Origin of the sequence: Marinobacter segnicrescens, assembly GCF_900111555.1 — a bacterium.
Taxonomy (GTDB): domain Bacteria; phylum Pseudomonadota; class Gammaproteobacteria; order Pseudomonadales; family Oleiphilaceae; genus Marinobacter; species Marinobacter segnicrescens.
Genome location: NZ_FOHZ01000026.1, coordinates 19135 through 40388, shown reverse-complemented (window position 1 = coordinate 40388; position 21254 = coordinate 19135). Strand labels below are relative to the sequence as shown.

Sequence of the window (21254 nt, the reverse complement as noted above, 5' to 3'; positions counted from 1 at the left end):
GCCGGCGTTCCCTGTCGAAGTGGGGCGCATTCTACAGCCCCACCGTTTTCTGTCAACGACCTTTTGAAACTTTTTTATCCCGGTTTCGGTTTGCCACTACCGGACTGATGATTATTCGCCCGACTCGACCATTTTTCAAGCAATATTCGCTTAGTCCAACTTTACCCGCACTTTCTCAGCCGCCCGGGTAGCTGCACGCCGGGCCTCTTCAATGGACTCACGCCGCGCGATAGCCACACCCATACGCCGCCGTCCGGACAATTCCGGCTTACCGAAAAGCCGCAGCTGGACATCAGGCTCTGACAGGGCTTCGTCCAGCCCGGAATAGGCCGGCGCATCAGACTCGCCCTCAGGAAGGATGACCGCAGATGCAGAAGGCCCGCTCTGGCGAATCGCCGGAACAGGAAGCCCGAGGATGGCCCGTGCGTGGAGGGCAAATTCGGAAAGATCCTGGGAGATCAGCGTCACCAGACCAGTGTCATGGGGGCGCGGGGAGACTTCCGAGAACCACACCTCATCACCCTTGATAAACAGCTCCACGCCAAAGACGCCATATCCCCCCAGGTTATCAGTAATCTTACGGGCGATATTCTGACTCCGCTCCAGGGCGAGGTCTGTCATGGGCTGCGGCTGCCAGGACTCGCGATAGTCACCATCTTCCTGACGATGCCCGATAGGCGCACAGAAACTGACGCCATCTCTATGCCGCACGGTCAGCAGCGTGATTTCATAATCGAAGTCGATAAACCCTTCGACGATGACCCTGCCCTTACCCGCACGGCCGCCGGTTTGTGCATAATCCCACGCAGAACCCACGCCGGAGGCGTCACGAACAAGGCTTTGCCCCTTACCAGAGGAACTCATGACCGGTTTGACCACGCAGGGGAAGCCAATTTCCGCAACGGCCAGCTCAAACTCTTCGCGGGTTTCTGCGAAGCGGTAGTCCGACACAGGCAGCGCCAACTCCTCGGCAGCAAGCCTGCGTATGCCTTCCCGGTTCATGGTCAGGTCAACCGCTCGCGCGGTTGGCACAACCCGGTAACCCTCCTGCTCCAGTCGGACCAGTTCAGCTGTTGCGATGGCTTCTATCTCCGGCACAATCAGATCCGGCTTTTCCTGTTCGATCACCGCTCTGAGGCTTGCCGGGTCCAGCATGTCGATTACATGGCTTCGATGGGCCACGTGCATGGCGGGCGCATTGGCATAACGGTCACAGGCAACAACCTCCACACCAAACCGCTGTAACTCAATGACCACCTCTTTACCCAGTTCACCGGAGCCGCAGAAAAGCACCCGGTAAGCATTGTTCTTCAGGGGCGTACCTATGGTTGTCGTCATATTGTTCCTGTCTGTTACTGCCTCACCGGCGAGAAAGCCTTCCCTGGCCATAAAGTTTCAGATAAGACTGCCACGTTCCCTCCGGGCAACATTCTCCAGTACCTGCTGGCGCTCCTCATTCGTCATGATTGTCCAACGCAGGATTTCATCACCGGACCGGTGGCAACCGATGCAGATGTCCTTTTCATCCAGCGCACAGACACTGACACAGGGAGACCGGACCCGGTGCTTCGTCTCCATCAGCCCTGCCCGTTTTCCGGATCAAACGGTTTGAGCGAATTCATGTAACGCACCGCATTCTGTACATAATGGGCAGCGCTGAGCTCCAGCATTTTTTTCTGGTTTTCTCCAAGTTCCCGCTTGACCCGGCCTGGTGCTCCGATAACCAGGGAGCCATCGGGTACTTCCATGCCTTCCGGGATCAGGGTATTTGCACCGATCAGGCAGTGCTTGCCGATACGGGCACCGTTGAGCACCACGGCGTTGATACCGATCAGGGAATAATCCCCAATCTCACAACCATGGAGCATGGCCTTATGGCCCACTGTGACTCCCCGGCCCAGGGTCAGTCGAATACCGGAATCCGTATGCAATACCGAGCCATCCTGGACGTTTGATTCGGGCCCGATAGTGATCAGGTCGTTATCGCCCCGAATCACTACGTTGAACCAGATACTCGACCGCTCGTGCAGGGCGACACTGCCAATGACAGTAGCGTTTGCGGCGATAAACTGCCCTTCGCCGACAAGCTCAGGTTTGCGTTCTGCGAGTTCGTATAACATGCAAATTCTCCTTACAGTTCGCCGCCAGGCTCAGTCGTGGCGCGGTTTCAGCAAATCGATGCGGGCATCGTACACGGCATTCAAAAACTCCACCAGAACCACCGCCGAGAGCCCCCATATCTGATACCCCTCCCACCGGTAACAAGGAACGTGGTAGGTGTTATCAAGGAACGGAAGGGCATCGGTGCGTTCACGGCGATCCTCGAGGAAGAACTCCACCGGCACGTGGAAAATACTCTCGATCTCATGGGGATTAGGGGTCAGCGGGTGGTCGGCAGGCACCACGCCAACGTATGGCGTTACGAGGATTCCGTACCTGGAGATGACCTGGCTCAGGGGCGCAATCAACTGTACCTGGTCCGGGGGCAGGCCGATTTCTTCGTGGGTCTCCCGCAGCGCAGTATAGGCCAGGGACGGATCGGTGCTGTCCCGTTTACCGCCGGGAAAGGCGACCTGGCCCCGGTGGGTGGACAAATTGGACGACCGAAGCGTAAACAGGATTTCCGGGGAGCCGGTATTGTCAGTCACCGGGACCAGCACACTGGCCTCCGGGTAGTCCATCGCCAGCCGGGTCGGTGCATGTCGGGCTAGCCTTTCCGTCAGTAAATCACGCAAAATCAGTCTCCGCGTTTGAGATGGGACAAGGCACCCTGCGAACGATACACTGGTACCACAACTCGAACTATTATACGGGGTAATTCATGAACTTCTGCAGTAGCTGCGGTCATCCGGTGGAAAGCCGCATTCCTGCCGGCGACAACCGGCCCCGCTATGTATGCACCCGATGCGAGACCATTCATTACCAGAATCCACGTATCGTAGCGGGTACGGTACCGGTATGGGAGGGTAAAATCCTGCTGTGCCGCAGGGCCATTGAGCCCCGTTATGGGTACTGGACGTTGCCTGCGGGCTTTATGGAAAATTCCGAGACCACGGAGGAAGCTGCTGCCCGGGAGACCCTTGAGGAGGCTATGGCGGACGTGGAACTGGCGGGTCTGTACACCATGATCCATGTGCCTCACATCGATCAGGTCCATATGTTCTACCGGGCGTTCCTCACCGAAGAGCGCTTCGGGGCGGGCGAGGAATCACTGGAGGCGGAATTGTTCGACCTGAACCGTATTCCCTGGGACGAAATTTCGTTTCCAACGGTTCGCCGAACCCTGGAGCACTTTGTGGAGGACGTTCAGCGCAACGACTTCCCTCTTCGCATTAGCGACATCCGCCACAGGATGAAACCCAAACAGTAACCACCCGGCCAGGCATTGCTTCTGTCCTAGAAGTTTTCCAGCCGATAGACTTCGTAGGCGGGCTCCTCGTAGGGGTGGGCCCGCTTCATCGCCGCTACCACATCACGAATCAGCCGGTCCTCACAAACCAACTCCACTTTCAGTTCATCCACGCGCTCCAGTTGCCCATGCTCCCCGAGATGAGGGTTGCTGCCGTCCAGGGGCCGAAACTGACCCTGCCCCAGGGTTTGCCATGCGCAGCAGTCATAATCACCGATACGACCACCTCCGGCCTGAAAAACGGCATCCTTGGTGGTTTCGGCGTCGATTACCGGTACGAAGAAACAGAGCTTGTACATCCACAGATCTCCGGCTGATAAATTGTGGAATCAAGACTGAAACAGCTTGACTTGACCGTCAACCCGGGCGTGCTCAGGGCCTTCCGGGTTACCCACAAAATCTGTGGATAAATTTGGGGATAGTTTTTGGGCAGACGCCGGGAGGCCCCGTGGTTACAGCCCTCACCTCAAATTGGCGAGAAATCCACCTCTATTATTTAAACCCTATAAATCAATAGGTTACATTATCCGACCAATTATTGAGCGAGTTGTCGGCGTTTTAGGCACCCCTGTCACAAAGACGGTGGCCGCGTGTGCATAAAACCGTTTAGTCAAGATTTTTTTTCGTTATAAACAGGGCGAAAGCCCTTGTAATACGTAGCATTAGGTGGGGGTTTTCAGAAAACACAAAAAAGCCGGTGACAGAGCAACTCTGTCACCGGCTTACAGGATCATAACAAGGCCTTTCAGCCCGTCAACTTATCCCAGCCACTTGCGTGCATTACGGAACATTCGCAGCCACGGTCCATCCTCACCCCAGCCTTCCGGATGCCAGGAGAACTGTGCCGTGCGGAATACCCGCTCTGGATGCGGCATCATTATGGTGACACGGCCATCCTCACTTGTCAGACCGGTGATACCGCCATCAGAGCCATTAGGGTTATAGGGGTAACGGGTTGTTGGCTGACCATGGTGATCCACGTAACGCAGGGCGACCTGACCGGACCGGTCGAACGCCTCGAAGCCCCCGACTCCGAACTCGGTACGTCCTTCACCATGGGCGACTGCAATAGGCATTCGCGAACCAGCCATGCCGTCAAGAAAGGCCGATTTCGAGGGCTGAACTTCGACCATCACCAGGCGAGCCTCAAACTGCTCTGACTGATTACGGACGAACCGTGGCCAGTTGGCTGTGCCCGGAATCAACTCATGGAGATTGGAAAGCATCTGGCAGCCATTACAGACTCCCAGCGCCAGTGTATCCTCGCGATCAAAGAAACCGGCAAACTGGTCCCTGACCCGCGGATTGAACAGGATGGACTTGGCCCAGCCCTCACCTGCGCCGAGCACATCACCATAGGAGAAGCCGCCGCAGGCGACCAGTGAGCGGAACCCGTCCAGGGTGACCCTGCCGGAAAGCAGGTCGCTCATATGAACATCCACCGCATCGAAGCCGGCCCGGTCGAAAGCCGCGGCCATTTCAGTCTGGCCGTTTACGCCCTGTTCCCGCAGTACGGCGACTTTAGGACGAACACTGCCAGCAATAAACGGTGCCGCCACGTTCTCGGAGGGGTCGAAACTTAATTGCGCGCCAAGTCCGGGGTCATCACTGGCTAGCAGGTTATCGAACTCTTCCTGCGCACAATTGGCGTTGTCCCGCAGGCTCTGGATGCGGTAGCTGGTTTCTGACCAAAGACGCTGCAGATCTGCCCTGGCCTCGTCGATAACCGGCTTCCCTTCAAAGGTAAACCGGACCCTGTCCTCTGCATTCAGGGTGCCAACCACGGAGGTATGCTCACCCAGACCGGCGCCAGAGAATTGCTGCAGAACGAACGGGGTGTCGTCCCGGCGTACCTGAATAACCGCACCCAGTTCTTCGTTGAACAGCTCACGGGCGAACTGGCCAGCCTCTTCGGCCAGGCCGTCCAGACGGATATCCAACCCGGTGCGTCCGGCAAAGGCCATTTCCGCCAGGGTCACGAACATGCCACCATCGGAACGATCGTGATAGGCGAGCAGCTTACCATCCTGGTTCAGGCCCTGAATGACCGCGAAAAACGCCTTGATGTCTTCTGGATCATCCAGGTCTGGCGCTACCGCGCCCATCTGCCCGAAGACCTGCGCCAGGGCAGAGCCGCCAAGACGGTTCTGGCCAGCGGCAAGGTCAACCAGGATCAGGTCGGTTTCGCCCTGATCGGTCCTCAGTTGCGGTGTCAGGGTACGGGTGACGTCGGTTACCGGTGCAAAACCGCTGATGATCAGTGACAGCGGCGCAGTCACACTCTTGTGTTCCTCGCCCTCTTCCCACACGGTCTTCATGGACATGGAGTCCTTGCCCACCGGAATGGCAATACCAAGTGCCGGGCATAGCTCCATGCCGACGGCACGAACGGTTTCGTAGAGGTTCTCATCCTCACCCGGATGACCTGCTGCGGCCATCCAGTTTGCCGACAGGCGAATGTCGGAAAGCTGCGCAATCGGCGCCGCCGCGAGGTTGGTGATAACCTCACCCACGGCCATACGGCCGGATGCAGGCGAGTCGATACACGCCACCGGGGTGCGTTCACCCATGGCCATGGCCTCGCCGGTAAGCACATCGTAACTCGCAGCCGTTACCGCCACATCAGCAACCGGTACCTGCCACGGCCCAACCATCTGGTCGCGGGCCACCAGTCCAGTAATGGTGCGGTCACCAATTGTAATCAGGAAGCTCTTGCTGCCCACGGATGGAAGGCGCAGGACCCGACGCACAGCTTCATTCAGGTCCACCTTCGTGGAATCAAAGATGGACTTGGTGAAAGACGTGCGGTTGATAGAGCGGTGCATCCGTGGCGGCTTGCCGAAGAGCACGTCCATAGGAAGGTCTACAGGCGAGTCGCCATAATAGGCATCCGTCAGTGAGAGGTGGTGGGTTTCCGTGGCCTCGCCGATAACCGCGTAGGGGCAACGCTCACGACGGCAGATGGCATCAAAGCGCTCCATGTTTTCTTCGGCAACCGCCAGTACGTAACGCTCCTGAGACTCGTTACACCAGATTTCCAGTGGCGACATGCCGGGTTCATCGCTGGGGATATCCCGCAGTTCAAACTTGCCACCACGGCCGCCGTCCTTGACCAGCTCCGGCATGGCGTTGGACAGTCCACCGGCGCCGACGTCATGGATAAACGCTATCGGGTTCTGGCCGCCCTGCTGCCAGCAACGGTCGATTACCTCCTGGCAACGACGCTCCATTTCCGGGTTGCCCCTCTGAACGGAAGCGAAGTCAAGGTTCTCATTGCTGGTACCAGAGTCCATCGATGATGCGGCGCCACCACCCAGACCAATCAGCATGGACGGGCCGCCCAGTACGATCAGCCGGGCGCCGACCGGGATTTCACCCTTCTCGACATGCTCCTCGCGAATATTTCCGAGGCCGCCGGCTATCATGATGGGCTTGTGGTATCCGCGCACTTCGTCACCAGCGGCCCCGGCCACACGTTGCTCGAAGGTGCGGAAATAACCGGCGAGGTTCGGCCGGCCGAACTCGTTGTTAAAGGAGGCGCCGCCGACCGGGGCATCGATCATGATATCCAGCGGAGATGCAATGCGCTCCGGGCGACCGTAACCATCCTCCCAGGGCTGCAGGTCACCGGGAATTTCCAGGTTGGAGACGGTGAACCCGGTAAGACCGGCCTTTGGCTTGGAGCCCCGTCCGGTAGCACCCTCGTCACGAATCTCACCGCCTGCGCCAGTGGCGGAACCGGCAAACGGGGAGATAGCCGTGGGATGGTTGTGGGTCTCCACTTTCATCAGAATGTGGATAGGTTCGTTCACATAGTGGTAGCGAGCCGTTTCCGGATCAGGGTAGAAGCGACCACCGACCGAACCACGAATCACCGAGGCGTTGTCACGGTATGCAGACAACACCCCTTCACTGCTCATTTCGTGGGTATTGCGGATCATGGCAAAGAGGGATTTCTGCTGCCCTTCGCCGTCGATATCCCAGGACGCATTGAAAATCTTGTGCCGGCAATGTTCGGAGTTCGCCTGGGCAAACATCATCAGCTCGACATCGGTAGGATCACGGTCCAGGTTACTGAAGGACGCCACCAGGTAGTCAATTTCATCCTCGGCAAGGGCCAGGCCCAGGCGCTGGTTTGCTTCCGCCAGCGCGGGACGGCCGCCGGCAAGCACGGGGACTCGCCCAAGCGGACGTGGTTCCTCTCGATGGAACAACAACTCGGCGCCACCCATCTCGTGGAACACGGTTTCAGTCATGCGGTCGTGGAGCAACGCTGCGATGGCCTGGCGGTCTTCGCGGCCAAGCTTCTTGTCCGCGGTTACGTAGTAGGCAATACCTCGCTCGATCCGGCGTATCTGACGCAAACCGCAATTACGGGTGATATCGGTCGCCTTGGTCGACCAGGGTGACATCGTACCTGGCCGGGGAACCACGAGGAACAGTATGCCTGCGGGCTCCTGGCGATCAGCACTCGGGCCATAAGTCAGCAGCCGGTCGAGGACGACCTGGTCGGCATCGCCGAGCTCCGCTTCGGTGTCCACGAAGTGCATGAATTCCGCATAGATGGCCTGAACGCCTTCGACAGCGTTGGTAAGCTGGCCAAACAGTTTTTCGGAGCGGAAAGGGGAAAGAGCGGGGGCGCCGCGGAGTTCCAGCATGGGTTATAACCTGTATCGCGCGAACTTGGGAAACCGATACCCTGCAACCCGTCGCTGCGTGTTGGCAGGCGGGGGATCAGGGCACCGTTTATGATCGGGCGCAATAATACTGGAAACTGGTGCGGGGATACAGCAGCGAACAACAAATGTACAATACCCCCATGTCCAAGCAATCTCTCCCGGTACCGATTGACCTTTTTCCACGCTCTGGGGGATTATGAAGCATCCCGCTCCGGAGGCTGTGAATTTGGGTGAGTCCCGACATTCAAGAAACCACCACCTGCCCATGTCCGGCATACTGCTGGCCATGCTGTGGGTCGTGTTGGCCAGCGGGTGCACACGGCCGGATACCCTCGCAACCGTTCAGGCCGAGGGCGTTCTCCACGTCATAACCCGTAATGCCCCCTCTATCTATTACGAAGGCCGGGAAGGCCCAACCGGCTTTGACCATGAACTGGCCCGCCGTTTTGCCGACCACCTGGGGGTTGAGCTCCGGGTCAGGCTGGCTGACGGCAACAGCGAAATTCTGAGGGTGCTTGATGACGGCTACGCCCACATAGGCTTTACCGGGTTGTCTGCCGACCGGGACTGGGGCGACCGGTTCCGTTCGCTGGCCAACGGCCTGACGTCTGAATCCGTAATGATCTACCATCGCGGACTGGAGCACCTCGATGGTATTGAAGACCTGCTTGAGCAGGATGTTGTGGTGCATGTGGCGACAGAGTCAAACCACCTCCCCCACCTCGAGCAGCTACAGTTGCAGCACCCTGCCTTCACCTACCGCATCCACTCGGGACTGGATGCTGCCGGCATACTGGAACGGGTTGAGTCCGGCGAATTCCCCGCAGCAGTGGTGGACGCGAACGAGCTGGCCTTGAACCATGTGTTCTACCCCAATGTAAAGCGAGCCTTCAGCGTCAGCGACCAGGAAGCCATCGCCTGGTTGTTCCCCACCAGCAATGACGGCTCGTTGTACCGGGAAGCAAGACGTTTCCTGGAAGAAATCGAACACGACGGCACCCTGGCCAACCTGCGGGAGCGTTTTTACGGCCATCTGGGGCAGCTGGGCTATGTGGGCGCCCTGACCTTCGAGGAGCACATCCAGGAGCGCCTGCCCCAATACCTGGATATCTTCCGCGACTATGGCGAGGACAACGGCCTGGACTGGCGCCTGCTGGCTGCCATCGGTTACCAGGAGTCCAACTGGCGTCGGGATGCGGTCTCCCCCACCGGCGTTCGGGGACTGATGATGCTCACCCGGTCGACCGCCGACCATATCGGCATAGACAACCGGCTCAATCCTCGCCAGAGCATTGAGGGCGGCGCCCGCTACTTCCGCCAGGTCCACGGGATGATTCCGGAGCATGTTCAGGAGCCGGACCGAACCTGGTTCGCCCTTGCGTCCTACAACGTGGGATTCGGGCACCTGGAAGACGCCCGCCGCCTCGCCGAATCTGCTGGCCGCAACCCTGACCGCTGGCTGGATGTGAAAGAGTTCCTGCCACTGCTGTCGCAGAAAGAATGGTATTCGAAGACCCGGCACGGCTACGCCCGCGGCCATGAACCGGTCATCTACGTGCAGAACATTCGACGTTATTACGACGTGCTGGCACGCCGTTACGACCTCCAGTCCGAGGCAGAGGCCCCGATGGTTGCCGACTCCGGTTCCGGCGAGCTGTCAATACCGCCAAACCAGCCCACGTACCAGACTCGCGAATCGAATCCCGACGAACAGGAAACGTCCCTGGTGCTTCCCCGTGAGATGGGCCTTACTCCTCCGACACTCTGACTTTACCCAGGGCCTGCTCCACCTGGTCGCCGGAGAACCCACGGCGCGCCAGGAAGCCCCCCTGGCGTTGGCGCTCCGACCAGTCACCTGAGATATCCCCGAGCCCGAATCGTCTGTCCCTCAGCTGAACCGCGCGAGCGACCCATTGCGAGTCCGGCACCACATCCAGTTCGGAGGGTACCCGGTTGATGCCGCGCTGTTGCAGATCCGCCAGAATCTTCAGTGGGCCATAGCCTGCATCCATGCGCTGTCGCACAAACACTTCGGCAAACCGGTCATCGCTCAGCCAGCCTTTGTCCTCGAAGTCATCCAGCACATCCTCAATGACCCTGGCATCGACGCGCCTCTGGCGAAGCTTCATGGTTAGCTCAAAGCGACTGTGTTCACGTCGCGCCAGTAAACGCAGGGCAATTTCGGGCGCCTGCTGATTAGGGTCCTTTTTTTTGTCCTGGTTTGCCATACAGCCCCTTTCCGCCGGCGGTTTCCAGAGGATAGACTATGCCACCTGCCCGGGCGCCGGAGCAGTCGCCAAAATCCTGGCGTGCCCGGGCGCCCGTTATCCGGGTAGCACCATCCACCCGTTTTCACCTGCAGGCTTGAAGCCCGGTGAACTGATTCCCTGAAGGATACCGACATGGCCGCATTTATCCAGAGACTCTTCCAGAAGCGCTTTACCTCCGCGACCAGTCAGGACAATCGCTCGGGCACCAGGCCAGAAGCGAATAACCCTCCGGGAAAGGAACCCCCCGGCGTTGACCAGGACACGATAGACCGTCAGCGCACCCTGCTGTCTCAGCCAGACTGCAGCCAGCAAACCCTGGCGGAGCTTGCCATTGAAGGTCTGGCCGCAGACGTACGCCTCGAGGCAGCCCGGGGGCTGACCGATACGGAATACCTGCAACAGGTGCAGAAGCTGGCCCGGGGCAAGGACAAGGGAGTCTACCAGCAGGTACGCCAGGCCCTTCAGGAACTGCGCCGCCAACAAGAAAAGACTCGCGCCACCAACGAAGCCGTGGCGGCGATTGTCCGGCAAGCTGAAGAACTGGCCGCAACCAGGGACACCAACCTATATGAAGCGCGGGTCCAGAAACTGGAACAACGATGGCAGTCCCTGGAACACGCAGCCGATAATGAGACTCGCAGCGAGGTGCTGTCAGCCCTGCACAATTGCCGCCTCCGGGTCAGGGAAATGGAACAGGAGCGACAGGCCCGGGCGGAGCATCAGGCAAAGCAGGTGCAGCGTCAGCAAACCCTTACCCTGCTACAGGATACCCTGGAGGCGTTTGAAGCCGAGCCTCCGGCTGTAAACGCACTGCCCTCCCTCGATGCACTCCAGCGCACCCAGGAAAATCGCTGGCTCGAGGCGACCAGGGAAACAGACGTCGCCCGCCAGGAACAGAAGGACTACGAACAGCGAATGGTGGCGCTGCGGGGGGTTATCTCTGCGCTGGGCCGCCTCAGTCATCACCAGGATGAGCTCGACCAGCTGACTAAAGCCGAGTCACCAGAACCCGCCAGGGCAAGGCAACTACTGGCGCAGCTGGACTGGCCCGGGGCTGTCGCACTCCCGGAAGCCTTGCAGGTACTTGCACGCACAGCCAGTGTCCGGACACCACAGCCAACGTCGCAAGCTGATCCGGAAGCACAACGGCAGCAGCTCGAGCAACTGGACAAGGCTGTGGCCGACCTGGAGGAGGCCCTGGAGGCCCGCCAGCTGAAAGAGTCCCGGCAGCTTCTTAAACGAGCGCAGTCACTCCAGCGACAGCTTCCAGAACGCGAGGGCACCCGCTACCGCGCCAGGCTGCAACGGCTTGGTGGGCAGGTGCGGGAACTCGGTGACTGGCAGGGTTTTGCCACGACACCAAAACAGACCGCCTTGTGCGAGCAGATGGAATACCTTGCCGAACAGCCCATGGAGCCAGAAGCCAAGGCCGAACGAATCCAGGAACTCCAGCAGGAGTGGCGGGACCTTGGAGGCTCATCGGACAGAGACCTCTGGCAACGTTTCCGGGCTGCGTCTGACCGGGCGTTTGAGCCCTGCCGAGCCTACTTCGAGGCACGTTCGGACCTGAAAAAGGTTCATTTACAGAAGCGCCGGAGTATCTGCGACGAGCTTGAACGATACCTGGAGGCCACTGACTGGTCAGAGGTGGACTGGAAAGCGGCCGAACAGATCGAGAAAACCGCACGACAGGAATGGCGGGAAGCCTGGCCCGTGGAGTTTCGGGATAACCGGACAATACAGAAAGCCTTTGACCGGTTGATGAACACCTTGTCGGGCCACCTTGACGAAGAGCGCAGCCGCAACGAGGACCGCAAGCAGGCCATTGTCGACCAGGCACGGGAACTGGTAGACCATACCCCACTGACAGAAGCGATGGATAAGGCCAAGGAACTGCAACAGCAGTGGCAGGCCATTGGTATTACCCGCCACCGGGAGGATCGCAAGCTCTGGAAAGCATTCCGTGCCGCCTGCGATGCCATCTTTGCAAGGAGGGAGGAGCAGCGACAGCAGAAGGCACAGGCTTCCACCGAGGCTGACGCCGCAGCTGAGTCTGACCTGGCCAAAGCCCGCCATTGGCTGGACACAGCAGGCGCAGAGCAAGCCGACGCGGGCGAAATACTTGAGGCACTTAAAGTAGCGAGCGAGACCCCTGTTTCGGGGAACTTGAAACAATCGCTCCGTGCCACCAGAAAGCAGGTAAAGGAGCGTCTGGACCAGCTTGGTCGCCAGGCCCAGATGCGGCAGTGGCAGCAATGGATTCATCAGCGCCAGGCCGGTGAACTGACCCCGACCCAGTTACCAGCCCACTGGCCGGATCTTTCGGATGAGACTGACCTGCACGATCCCCGTGAACTCGTCGTACTTGCAGAGATTCACGGCGGACATGCCTCTCCGGAGGAGGACCAGTCACTGCGGATGGCACTACAGGTTCGCCGCCTGAAACAAGGCTTCGAACAGGCACAGGGAGACCAGGCGATTAACCTGGAGGCCCTTGCCGCCCGTTGGTGTGTCGCGCTGGACCGGGAGAGCCTCACGCCCGAGCTGAGCGATCGACTTCAGCGCGCGATGGAACTTACGTAGCCAGTACTGGTCATCATATGGACAGATTGTCATTACATGGCCAACAGACACTGTGGTAACGCAAGGAGCGGTTGCCTACAATGATTTAAAAGGCCGGCACCAACCGCCTCCCTGGCCGGGTTACGGGAAACCGGACACGGTCGGCAGACAGGTTGATGTCATGTGCCGATACTGTTTATCGGCACGTGAGCCCAGGTATTAGCAGGTAACCCAAGATATGAAGATAAAAAACATGCCGATAGCTTTCCGAGCCAGGAGTATCGCCTTAGGGCTGCTGGTTTTCCTTCCCCTGGCCGGGATCGGCACTTCCCTTTCGGCGAACATCGAAGGTGCCTACACGGCAGTGACACCCACCATCGAGCAGGCCCGCGCCAACATCCTGATTTCCCGCCAGCTTCAATTCACCCATTTCCGGGACCAGGCCATCAATGACGAACTCGCCGATGAAGTGTTCGATGACTATCTCGACTACCTCGATGGCCAGCGTGTCTACCTCACTCAAGAAGATATCCGGGACTTCCAGCCTCTGAAAGCTGAAATGGCCGCGGCACTGAGGACCGGTCAGCTACAACCGGGCTTTGAAATCTACAATCGTGTCCAGCAGCGCATTATCGAGCGCATGGACTACGCGCTGGGCCTGCTTGACGACGGGCTCGACCAGTTTGATTTCAGCAGTGACGACGAAATCCTGCTGGACCGCTCAGAAACAGAGTGGGAGCCAGACCAGGAAGCACTCGATAAGCTTTGGAACAAGCGCATTCGCAATGCCGTACTCGGCCAGCGCCTGAATGGCAGTGGCGATGACGAAATTATCGAAGTCCTCACCCGGCGTTATGAAAGCCAGCGCAAACGGGTGTCCCAGATGCGCAGCGAGGACGCCTTCCAGGCTTACATGAATGCCTTTACCGGCACCTGGGATCCGCACACCAATTACTTCTCCCCGCGCAATTCCGAGAACTTCAACATCAACATGAGCCTTTCCCTGGAGGGGATCGGCGCGGTGCTTCAGTCGGATAACGAATACACCAAGGTTGTCCGGCTTGTGCCCGGCGGACCGGCTGCCCGACAAGGCCAGCTCGGTCCCGCCGACAGGATTGTGTCGGTGAAACAGGAGGACGACGATACCCCTACCAACGTGATTGGCTGGCGCCTTGATGAGGTGGTCGACCTGATTCGCGGCCCCCGCGGCTCAACGGTAACCCTGGAGGTGGTACCGGCCAACGCCAGCGACGAAACCGTGACCCGCTCCATCGACATCAAGCGGGACAAGGTCAAGCTGGAAGAACAGAGTGCCAGCAGCGAAGTGATTGAACTGGAGCGTAACGGTGAAAAGTACCTCATTGGCGTAATCGACATACCGACGTTCTATGCAGACTTCCAGGCCATGCAGCAGGGTGACCCGAACTACAAGAGCACCACCCGGGACGTGCGCCGGTTATTGGAGAAGCTCCGTAACGAACAGAACGTCGACGGCCTGGTGGTAGACCTGCGCAATAATGGCGGTGGTGCCCTGCACGAGGCCAATGACCTGGTGGGCCTGTTTATCGACCAGGGCCCGACCGTACAGATCCGCAGCTCAGATAACCAGGTACAGGTGCTCTCCGACCAGGACCCAAGTGTTGCCTGGGACGGCCCCATGGTCGTATTGGTCAACCGCATGAGCGCCTCCGCCTCCGAGATTTTTGCGGGCGCGATCCAGGACTACGGCCGCGGCCTGGTGGTGGGCTCCCAGACCTTTGGCAAGGGGACCGTCCAGGCGGTCCGCTCACTGAATCATGGCCAGCTCAAGATCACCCAGTCCAAGTTTTACCGGGTATCCGGTGGTTCGACCCAGCACCGGGGTGTGATTCCGGACATCGAGATCCCGTCACGGGTGGATACCACGCGGATCGGTGAGGACGCCCTTGAGCGCGCACTGCCCTGGGACCAGATCGAGGCGGTGCCCCATACCCGTTACTTTGATTTCAGTGGCATGATTGATGAACTTCGTGACCGTCACGCCAGTCGGTTCGACGAAAGCCCGGAATTCCGTCTGCTCCAGCAGGAAATAGACTTCCTGAGGGAGCAGCGCAAGACCACTATGGTCAGCCTGAACGAAGACCAGCGCCGCGACTACCAGCAGCAGCTTGAGCACCGCCAGCTGACCATCGCCAACGCCCGCCGGGAAATCAAGGGCGAAGAGCCCTTCGAGAGCTTCGAGGCGATGGAAGAGTATGAGGAGCAGCAAGCTGCCGAGGCCCACGGCAACGAGGACGACGAACTCGACTTCATTGTCCGGGAAGGCGGCCACATCATGGCAGACATGCTGGAACTGGATCGCCGCATGGCGTCCATCCTGCCTGTGGATACCGTGACTGCGAAAGCCGAATAAACGCTTTTCCGCACGCTTGCCCTTACAACAAAAAGGCCGGCTTCCTCGAAGGAAGCCGGCCTTTTTGTTGACGACAGGTTATCCTAACAACTTGTGCATCCCGGTAACCTCCGGATTATGGACAACACCGCGTTCGGTAACGATCAGGTCGATCAGGTTGGCAGGGGTAACGTCGAACACAGGATTGAACACACCCACCTTCTCCGGCGCTATTGCAATACCGCCAACCTGGCGAATTTCCCGGCCATCCCTCTCTTCGATGGGAATGTCGCTGCCCCGCTCGAGCGTCATATCGACAGTGCTGGAAGGCGCCACCACCATGAATTTCACCTTGTGGTGACGGGCAAGTACCGCCAGGCCATAGGTGCCAATCTTGTTGGCGACGTCGCCATTGGCAGTAATGCGATCGGCACCCACTATTACCCACTTCACATCGCCTTGGGCCAGAATAGCTCCGGCAGCGCCGTCCGCGTTGAGGATAACCGGTATACCGTCCTTGACCAGTTCCCACGCGGTCAGCCTCGCCCCCTGCAACCAGGGGCGGGTTTCATCCGCGTAGACCCGCTTTAACAGTCTTTGTTCGTGGAGCCGGCGGACCACACCCAGGGCGGTACCATAGCCCCCGGTGGCCAGTGCACCGGTGTTGCAATGGGTCAGTACGGCACAGGGTTTATCCAGCGCCATGGCCGCCAGGGCCAGATCTGCCATGGCCAAGTTGGCAGCCAGGTCCTCCCGGTGTATCGCTATCGCTTCTTCCGCCAGCCGGGCAACGGCGTCCTCGCGGGACCGGCACTGTCTCAGCACACTTTCCATGCGCTGCAATGCCCAGAACAGGTTAACCGCTGTTGGCCGGGACTCTGCCAGTACAGCAATGGCCACGTCGACCTCTGTTCGCCAGTCGCGTTCGTCCGCCCCCCTCGCTGCCAGCGCAACCCCGTAAGCCGCACTGATGCCAATGGCCGGGGCACCCCGTACCGCCATATCCCGGATCGCCTGGCTGACACCAGCAGCACCTTCGATGGTCAGCCAGTGCTCTTCCTGGGGTAGCCGACGCTGGTCCAATAACTGCACGGCATGGCCCAGCCAGCGGATCGCGACGGTGTCAGGGGAGGCTGACTGATCAAAAGGATCTGGAGTAACTCGGGTCATGTATTCACCTCTTGTGGATATGTAACAGGCTGGCTGCTGTCTGACTCGACCGTTATACTCTGCCCTTCCAGACAAACCAAGCCGGAGTGACAGGCCCCTTCATGACCGCAGACACTATCATTGCCGCTGACATCCGAATCAATGCCCGCTGGCTGATTCCGGTCGAACCTTTCGGCGAAGTGTTGGAAGACCAGGCGGTACTGCTGCTGGGTGATCGCATTGAGGCCATCGTCTCTCAGCGGGAAGCGGATCAGAGTTACCGGGCACGGGAAGTCATCAACCTGCCCAATCATGTGGTCCTGCCCGGGCTGATCAATATGCATGGGCACGCTGCCATGAGCCTGTTTCGTGGCCTCGCCGATGACCTGCCCCTGATGACCTGGCTGAACGATCACATCTGGCCGGCAGAAGGACGCTTTGTCAGCGAACGTTTTATTGCAGACGGTACCCAGCTTGCCATGGCAGAGATGCTCCGCACAGGTACCACCTGTTTCTCCGACATGTACTTCTTTCCGGAAATTGCGGCACAAATGGCCAGGGATGCAGGCATGCGCGCCCAGGTCTGCTTTCCGCTTATGGAAATGCCGACCGCCTGGGGCAGTGGCCCGGACGAATACCTGGCAAAGGGCGAGGCCCTGTTGAGGGAGTGGCGCGATGATCCATGGGTGCGTATTGCCATTGGTCCCCACGCGCCCTACACCGTAGCGGACAACACCCTTGAGCGGGCCGTTACGCTGCAGCAATCATCCGGGGCCGCGCTGCAGATTCACCTCCATGAAACCGCGTTCGAGGTGGAAGAGGCCTTGCGTCAGACCGGCCAACGGCCGATTGCCAGGATGCAGGCACTTGGTGTGCTGAATGCCCACAGCCAGTGCGTGCACATGACCACCCTTGACGACAACGACATGGCCATGGTGGCCAGTAGTGGTACGCACATTATCCACTGCCCCGAATCCAACCTGAAACTGGCCAGTGGCTTCTGTCCGGTCCATGCCCTTCAAAAGGCGGGCACAAATGTCGCCATCGGCACCGATGGCGCGGCCAGCAATAACGATCTGGACCTGTTTGGTGAGCTGTCCACTGCAGCCATGCTGGCCAAGGCTGTTTCCGGTGATGCAGCTGCCCTGGGCGCCCACGAGGCACTGGCAATGGCCACCATCAATGGTGCCCGGGCCCTCGGGCGCTCCCATGAACTTGGCTCCCTCAAACCCGGCAAACAGGCAGACCTGATTGCGGTAGACCTGAGCGACCCGTTCCTGCAACCGGTCTATGACCCGGCTTCCCACCTGGTCTACAGCAACCACGGTCGTCAGGTAAGCCACAGCTGGATTGCCGGCGTACCACAGGTACAGGATGGTCGCCTGACCCGGATCGACGTACCAGACCTGATGTTGCGGGTCAGCGATTGGCACCAGCGCATTGCCGGAGCCGACCGGCCAGCATCCTGACAGCCTTTCCTTTTTCTGAATAAACAGCCAGGCCCGAGACCATGAGCAGAACCAATGTAGACCAGAACGAAATCGCCAAGTTCGAGGCCCTAGCCAGCCGCTGGTGGGATCCCACCAGCGAGTTCCGCCCTCTGCACGACATCAACCCCCTTCGCCTGAACTACATCGACGAGCGTACGCCGCTGGCCGGTCGTCGCGTTGTGGATGTCGGTTGCGGCGGAGGCCTCCTGTCAGAGGGCATGGCTCGCCGGGGTGCCAATGTGACGGGAATTGATATGGGCGAGGCGCCGCTGGCAGTGGCACGACTCCATGGTCTGGAATCCGGCGTTCAGGTGGACTACCGCCAGACCACCGTGGAAGAACTCGCGGCGGACCCCGACCATGCAGGCCAATACGACATCGTTACCTGCCTGGAAATGCTGGAACACGTTCCCGAGCCTGCCTCGGTCATCCGCGCCTGTGCGCGGTTGCTCAAGCCCGGTGGTGACCTGTACGTTTCCACCATCAATCGGAACCCGAAGTCATTCCTGTTTGCCATTGTGGGCGCCGAGTACGTGCTGCGCCTGCTGCCCAAGGGCACCCATGAATGGAAGCGCTTCATCCGTCCCTCTGAAATGTCCGACCACCTGCGCCAGGCGGGGCTCGATATCCATGACCTCACAGGCATGACCTATAACCCGCTGACCAAGGTCTACCGCCTTGCCCGGGATGTGGACGTCAATTACCTGATGCACGCGGGCAAACCGTCGGGGGAATAATAGCATGGCGAGGCCATTACCCAGGCCGCCGTCCACGGTCCTGTTCGACCTGGACGGCACACTGATAGATACCGCACCGGACTTTATTCGCTGCCTCAATAGCCTGCGCGAGGAGCACCGGCTTGAGCCCTTGCCAGCCGAAGGTATCCGCCCCCACGTATCCGACGGTGCCCGGGCCATGATTCGCCTGGGCTTTGGCCTGGAGCCAGAAGACCCTGGCTACCGGGAGCGGCACGCCCGTTTCCTGGATCTTTACGAAGCCGGTATCTGCGAGGAAACGGAACTGTTTACCGGCATGGACCAGTTGCTGGGTGCCCTTGAGGATGCGGGTGTACCCTGGGGAATCGTGACCAACAAGCCCGCCAGGTTCGCAGAGCCACTGCTGGCCGCCCTTGCCCTGGACGACCGCTGCAGCGCATTGATCTGCCCCGACCATGTAACCGAGCGCAAGCCGGCCCCGGAAGGACTTCACCTGGCTTGTGAACGCATGGGCGCGGACCCTTATCGCGGTATCTACGTAGGCGACCATGTCAGGGACATCGAGGCCGGTCGCAACGCAGGCATGGTCACCGTAGCGGTTCGCTATGGTTACATCGTGCGGCCGTCCGAGGTTGATCTCTGGCAAGCCGACCATATCGTAGATACCGTCGACGAACTGGTAAAACTGATACACTAGCCGCCTGCCGAACAGCGGCGGCAGAGCGATAAACCAAGCACAATACGCAGGAGCATACTGTCTTATGGCGGACAACCCCATGCACACCTACCAGGCCCCTGAGGGTTTGCTGAAGGACCGGATCATCCTGGTCACCGGTGCCGGAGACGGTATTGGCCGTGTTGCCGCAAAGACATACGCAGCCTACGGTGCCACAGTCATCTTGCTGGGGCGTACCATATCCAAGCTGGAATCCGTGTACGACGAGATCGAGGCCGCCGGTCACCCCAAGCCGGCTATCGTGCCGCTGAACCTCGAAGGCGCAGCCGTCAAGGACTACGAAGAGATGGCAATGACCATCGAGGACAATTTCGGCAAGCTGGATGGCCTGCTCCATAACGCCGGCATCCTGGGTACCCGTAGCCCCGTAGAGCTCTACGATCCGGAAACCTGGAACAAGGTGATGCACGTCAACGCCACCGCCCCGTTCCTTCTGACCCGGGCCACCATCCCCCTGCTGCGCAAGGCGGGAGACGCCTCGGTCATTTTCACCTCCTCCGGTGTCGGCCGTAAGGCGAAGGCGTACTGGGGAGCCTATGCCGTATCCAAGTTTGCGCTGGAAGGCCTTAGCCAGCTGCTGGCGGACGAGCTGGACGACGAACGCCATAACATCCGGGTCAACAGCCTTAATCCTGGCGCTACCCGAACCAACATGCGGGCCCACGCCTACCCGGCAGAAAACCCCATGCATAACCCGACCCCTGAAGATCTGATGCCCAGCTACCTGTACCTGATGGGCCCGGATAGCCGCGGGGTCACCGGTCAGCAACTGAACGCCCAGGAAAAGTAATGCAGTTGACGTTCTTTACCACCAGTCATTGCGAACTTTGCGAGCTGGCGGAACACCTGCTGATCAACACACCCCTGCCCCATCCGATTCCGGTAGAAGCGGTAGACATCGCATCGTCGGAAGCACTTGTGGAGCGTTACGGCACGCGGATTCCGGTACTGCGCCGGGAAGATACCGGTGCCGAACTGGGCTGGCCCTTCACCCGGGATGACCTGCTGGACTTCCTGGGTCCGAAGGCAGGCGCACCATCAGGCCAACTTCACTGAGGATTTGCTGTCATGTTAATGGTTGTCTCCCCTGCCAAGAACCTGGATTACGAGAGCCCACTGGCCACCGAGAAACACACCCAGCCGGCCTTTCTTGATGAGGCCTGCGAACTGATTGACCAGCTGAAAACCCTGGAGCCTCACCAGGTCAGCAACCTGATGGGCATCAGCGAAAAACTGGGCCAGCTCAACGCGGAACGCTTCCAGCAATGGCACACACCCTTCACCCCGGAAAATGCCCGGCAGGCGGTGCTGGCCTTCAACGGTGACGTTTACACGGGGCTGGCGGCCCAGGACTTCAGCGAGAAAGAATTTGATTTCGCCCAGAAGCACCTGCGCATCCTGTCCGGCCTTTATGGTGTGCTGCGCCCCCTTGATCTGATGCAGCCATACCGCCTGGAGATGGGCACGAAATTCCAGAACAAGCGGGGCAAGGACCTGTATGAATTCTGGGGCGATACCATTACCAATGCCCTGGACGAGGAACTCCGGGCCGATGACGGTGTTTTGGTCAACCTGGCGTCCAACGAGTACTTCAAGAGCGTTCGCAAGAAAAAGCTGGACGCCCGGATCATTACCCCCCAGTTCAAGGACTGGAAGAACGGCCAGTACAAGATGATCAGCTTCTACGCCAAGAAAGCCCGTGGACTGATGTGCCGTTACGCCATTACCAATGGCATCACCCAGGCCGATGACCTCAAAGGCTTCGACCTGGCCGGCTATCGCTTCAGTGAGGAGCAGTCCTCCGGCGATAACTGGACCTTCCTGCGCGACGAGCAATAAGCCGCAATAACAACGCCGCCGTTCCGCACCAAC

The 21254-nt window shown here is 59.4% G+C and carries 18 protein-coding genes; 10 read left to right on the top strand and 8 right to left on the bottom strand.

Going from position 1 to position 21254, the window contains the following annotated elements; all coding sequences use genetic code 11:
- Nucleotides 1-150: 150 nt before the first annotated feature.
- From purT to BM036_RS16805, 4 genes are read right to left on the bottom strand one after another with little or no spacing between them, the layout of a single operon-like run.
- On the bottom strand, nt 151-1338 hold the full coding sequence (gene purT / locus BM036_RS16820; protein WP_091854498.1) for a formate-dependent phosphoribosylglycinamide formyltransferase: 1188 nt from the start codon (nt 1336-1338) through the stop codon (nt 151-153).
- Between the two features lie 57 nt (nt 1339-1395).
- A complete protein-coding gene (locus BM036_RS16815; RefSeq protein ID WP_091854490.1) occupies nt 1396-1578 on the bottom strand; it encodes a DUF1289 domain-containing protein in 183 nt (60 codons plus the stop codon).
- Nucleotides 1578-2120, bottom strand: a complete 543-nt coding sequence (locus BM036_RS16810; protein WP_091854488.1) for a gamma carbonic anhydrase family protein — start codon at nt 2118-2120, stop codon at nt 1578-1580. Before BM036_RS16810 ends, BM036_RS16815 begins: the two co-directional genes overlap by 1 nt.
- Before the next feature lie 30 nt (nt 2121-2150).
- Nucleotides 2151-2735: an NUDIX hydrolase gene (locus BM036_RS16805; protein WP_091854486.1), complete on the bottom strand. Its 585-nt coding sequence runs from the start codon at nt 2733-2735 to the stop codon at nt 2151-2153.
- An 86-nt stretch (nt 2736-2821) separates the two neighbouring features.
- Between BM036_RS16805 and BM036_RS16800 the strand changes: the two genes are divergently transcribed.
- On the top strand, nt 2822-3370 hold the full coding sequence (locus BM036_RS16800) for an NUDIX hydrolase (RefSeq protein WP_091854484.1): 549 nt from the start codon (nt 2822-2824) through the stop codon (nt 3368-3370).
- A gap of 26 nt (nt 3371-3396) precedes the next feature.
- Here BM036_RS16800 and BM036_RS16795 read toward each other — a convergent pair whose 3' ends face one another.
- Together BM036_RS16795 and purL are read right to left on the bottom strand one after the other, a co-directional pair.
- Complete coding sequence (locus tag BM036_RS16795) at nt 3397-3708, bottom strand: YqfO family protein (protein ID WP_091854482.1); 312 nt, start codon at nt 3706-3708, stop codon at nt 3397-3399.
- A gap of 459 nt (nt 3709-4167) precedes the next feature.
- Nucleotides 4168-8067: a phosphoribosylformylglycinamidine synthase gene (gene purL / locus BM036_RS16790; protein WP_091854480.1), complete on the bottom strand. Its 3900-nt coding sequence runs from the start codon at nt 8065-8067 to the stop codon at nt 4168-4170.
- A gap of 286 nt (nt 8068-8353) precedes the next feature.
- Between purL and mltF the strand changes: the two genes are divergently transcribed.
- Nucleotides 8354-9856 (top strand): membrane-bound lytic murein transglycosylase MltF, encoded by a 1503-nt coding sequence (gene mltF / locus BM036_RS16785; RefSeq protein WP_091854478.1) that lies wholly within the window; start codon nt 8354-8356, stop codon nt 9854-9856.
- Here the strand turns inward: mltF and BM036_RS16780 are convergent.
- On the bottom strand, nt 9837-10316 hold the full coding sequence (locus BM036_RS16780; RefSeq protein ID WP_091854476.1) for a regulatory protein RecX: 480 nt from the start codon (nt 10314-10316) through the stop codon (nt 9837-9839). The two genes, mltF and BM036_RS16780, sit on opposite strands and share 20 nt — an antisense overlap.
- Before the next feature lie 174 nt (nt 10317-10490).
- On the opposite strand from BM036_RS16780, the gene BM036_RS16775 reads away from it, so the two are divergent.
- On the top strand, nt 10491-12941 hold the full coding sequence (locus tag BM036_RS16775) for a DUF349 domain-containing protein (protein WP_091854474.1): 2451 nt from the start codon (nt 10491-10493) through the stop codon (nt 12939-12941).
- 232 nt (nt 12942-13173) lie between these two features.
- Complete coding sequence (locus BM036_RS16770; protein WP_245742701.1) at nt 13174-15312, top strand: carboxy terminal-processing peptidase; 2139 nt, start codon at nt 13174-13176, stop codon at nt 15310-15312.
- A 78-nt stretch (nt 15313-15390) separates the two neighbouring features.
- On the opposite strand, the gene mtnA is transcribed toward BM036_RS16770, so the two are convergent.
- Nucleotides 15391-16461 carry an S-methyl-5-thioribose-1-phosphate isomerase gene (mtnA, locus tag BM036_RS16765; protein WP_091854471.1) on the bottom strand — a complete coding sequence of 357 codons (1071 nt, stop codon included), beginning with the start codon at nt 16459-16461 and terminating at the stop codon, nt 15391-15393.
- Between the two features lie 101 nt (nt 16462-16562).
- Here mtnA and BM036_RS16760 point away from each other — a divergent pair, with 101 nt between their 5' ends.
- The 6 genes from BM036_RS16760 to yaaA all read left to right on the top strand — a co-directional run bounded on the left by BM036_RS16760 (nt 16563) and on the right by yaaA (nt 21221).
- Nucleotides 16563-17909 (top strand): TRZ/ATZ family hydrolase, encoded by a 1347-nt coding sequence (locus BM036_RS16760; RefSeq protein WP_091854469.1) that lies wholly within the window; start codon nt 16563-16565, stop codon nt 17907-17909.
- Between the two features lie 41 nt (nt 17910-17950).
- Entirely contained in the window at nt 17951-18667 is a 717-nt protein-coding gene (gene ubiG / locus BM036_RS16755) for a bifunctional 2-polyprenyl-6-hydroxyphenol methylase/3-demethylubiquinol 3-O-methyltransferase UbiG (protein WP_091854467.1), read from the top strand.
- A 4-nt stretch (nt 18668-18671) separates the two neighbouring features.
- On the top strand, nt 18672-19343 hold the full coding sequence (locus BM036_RS16750) for an HAD-IA family hydrolase (RefSeq protein WP_091854465.1): 672 nt from the start codon (nt 18672-18674) through the stop codon (nt 19341-19343).
- A 79-nt stretch (nt 19344-19422) separates the two neighbouring features.
- Nucleotides 19423-20172: a YciK family oxidoreductase gene (locus BM036_RS16745; protein ID WP_091854496.1), complete on the top strand. Its 750-nt coding sequence runs from the start codon at nt 19423-19425 to the stop codon at nt 20170-20172.
- Complete coding sequence (locus tag BM036_RS16740; protein WP_091854464.1) at nt 20172-20438, top strand: glutaredoxin family protein; 267 nt, start codon at nt 20172-20174, stop codon at nt 20436-20438. The genes BM036_RS16745 and BM036_RS16740 overlap by 1 nt, the downstream gene beginning before the upstream one ends.
- Nucleotides 20439-20450: 12 nt before the next feature.
- Nucleotides 20451-21221: a peroxide stress protein YaaA gene (yaaA, locus tag BM036_RS16735; protein WP_091854462.1), complete on the top strand. Its 771-nt coding sequence runs from the start codon at nt 20451-20453 to the stop codon at nt 21219-21221.
- Nucleotides 21222-21254 lie beyond the last annotated feature (33 nt).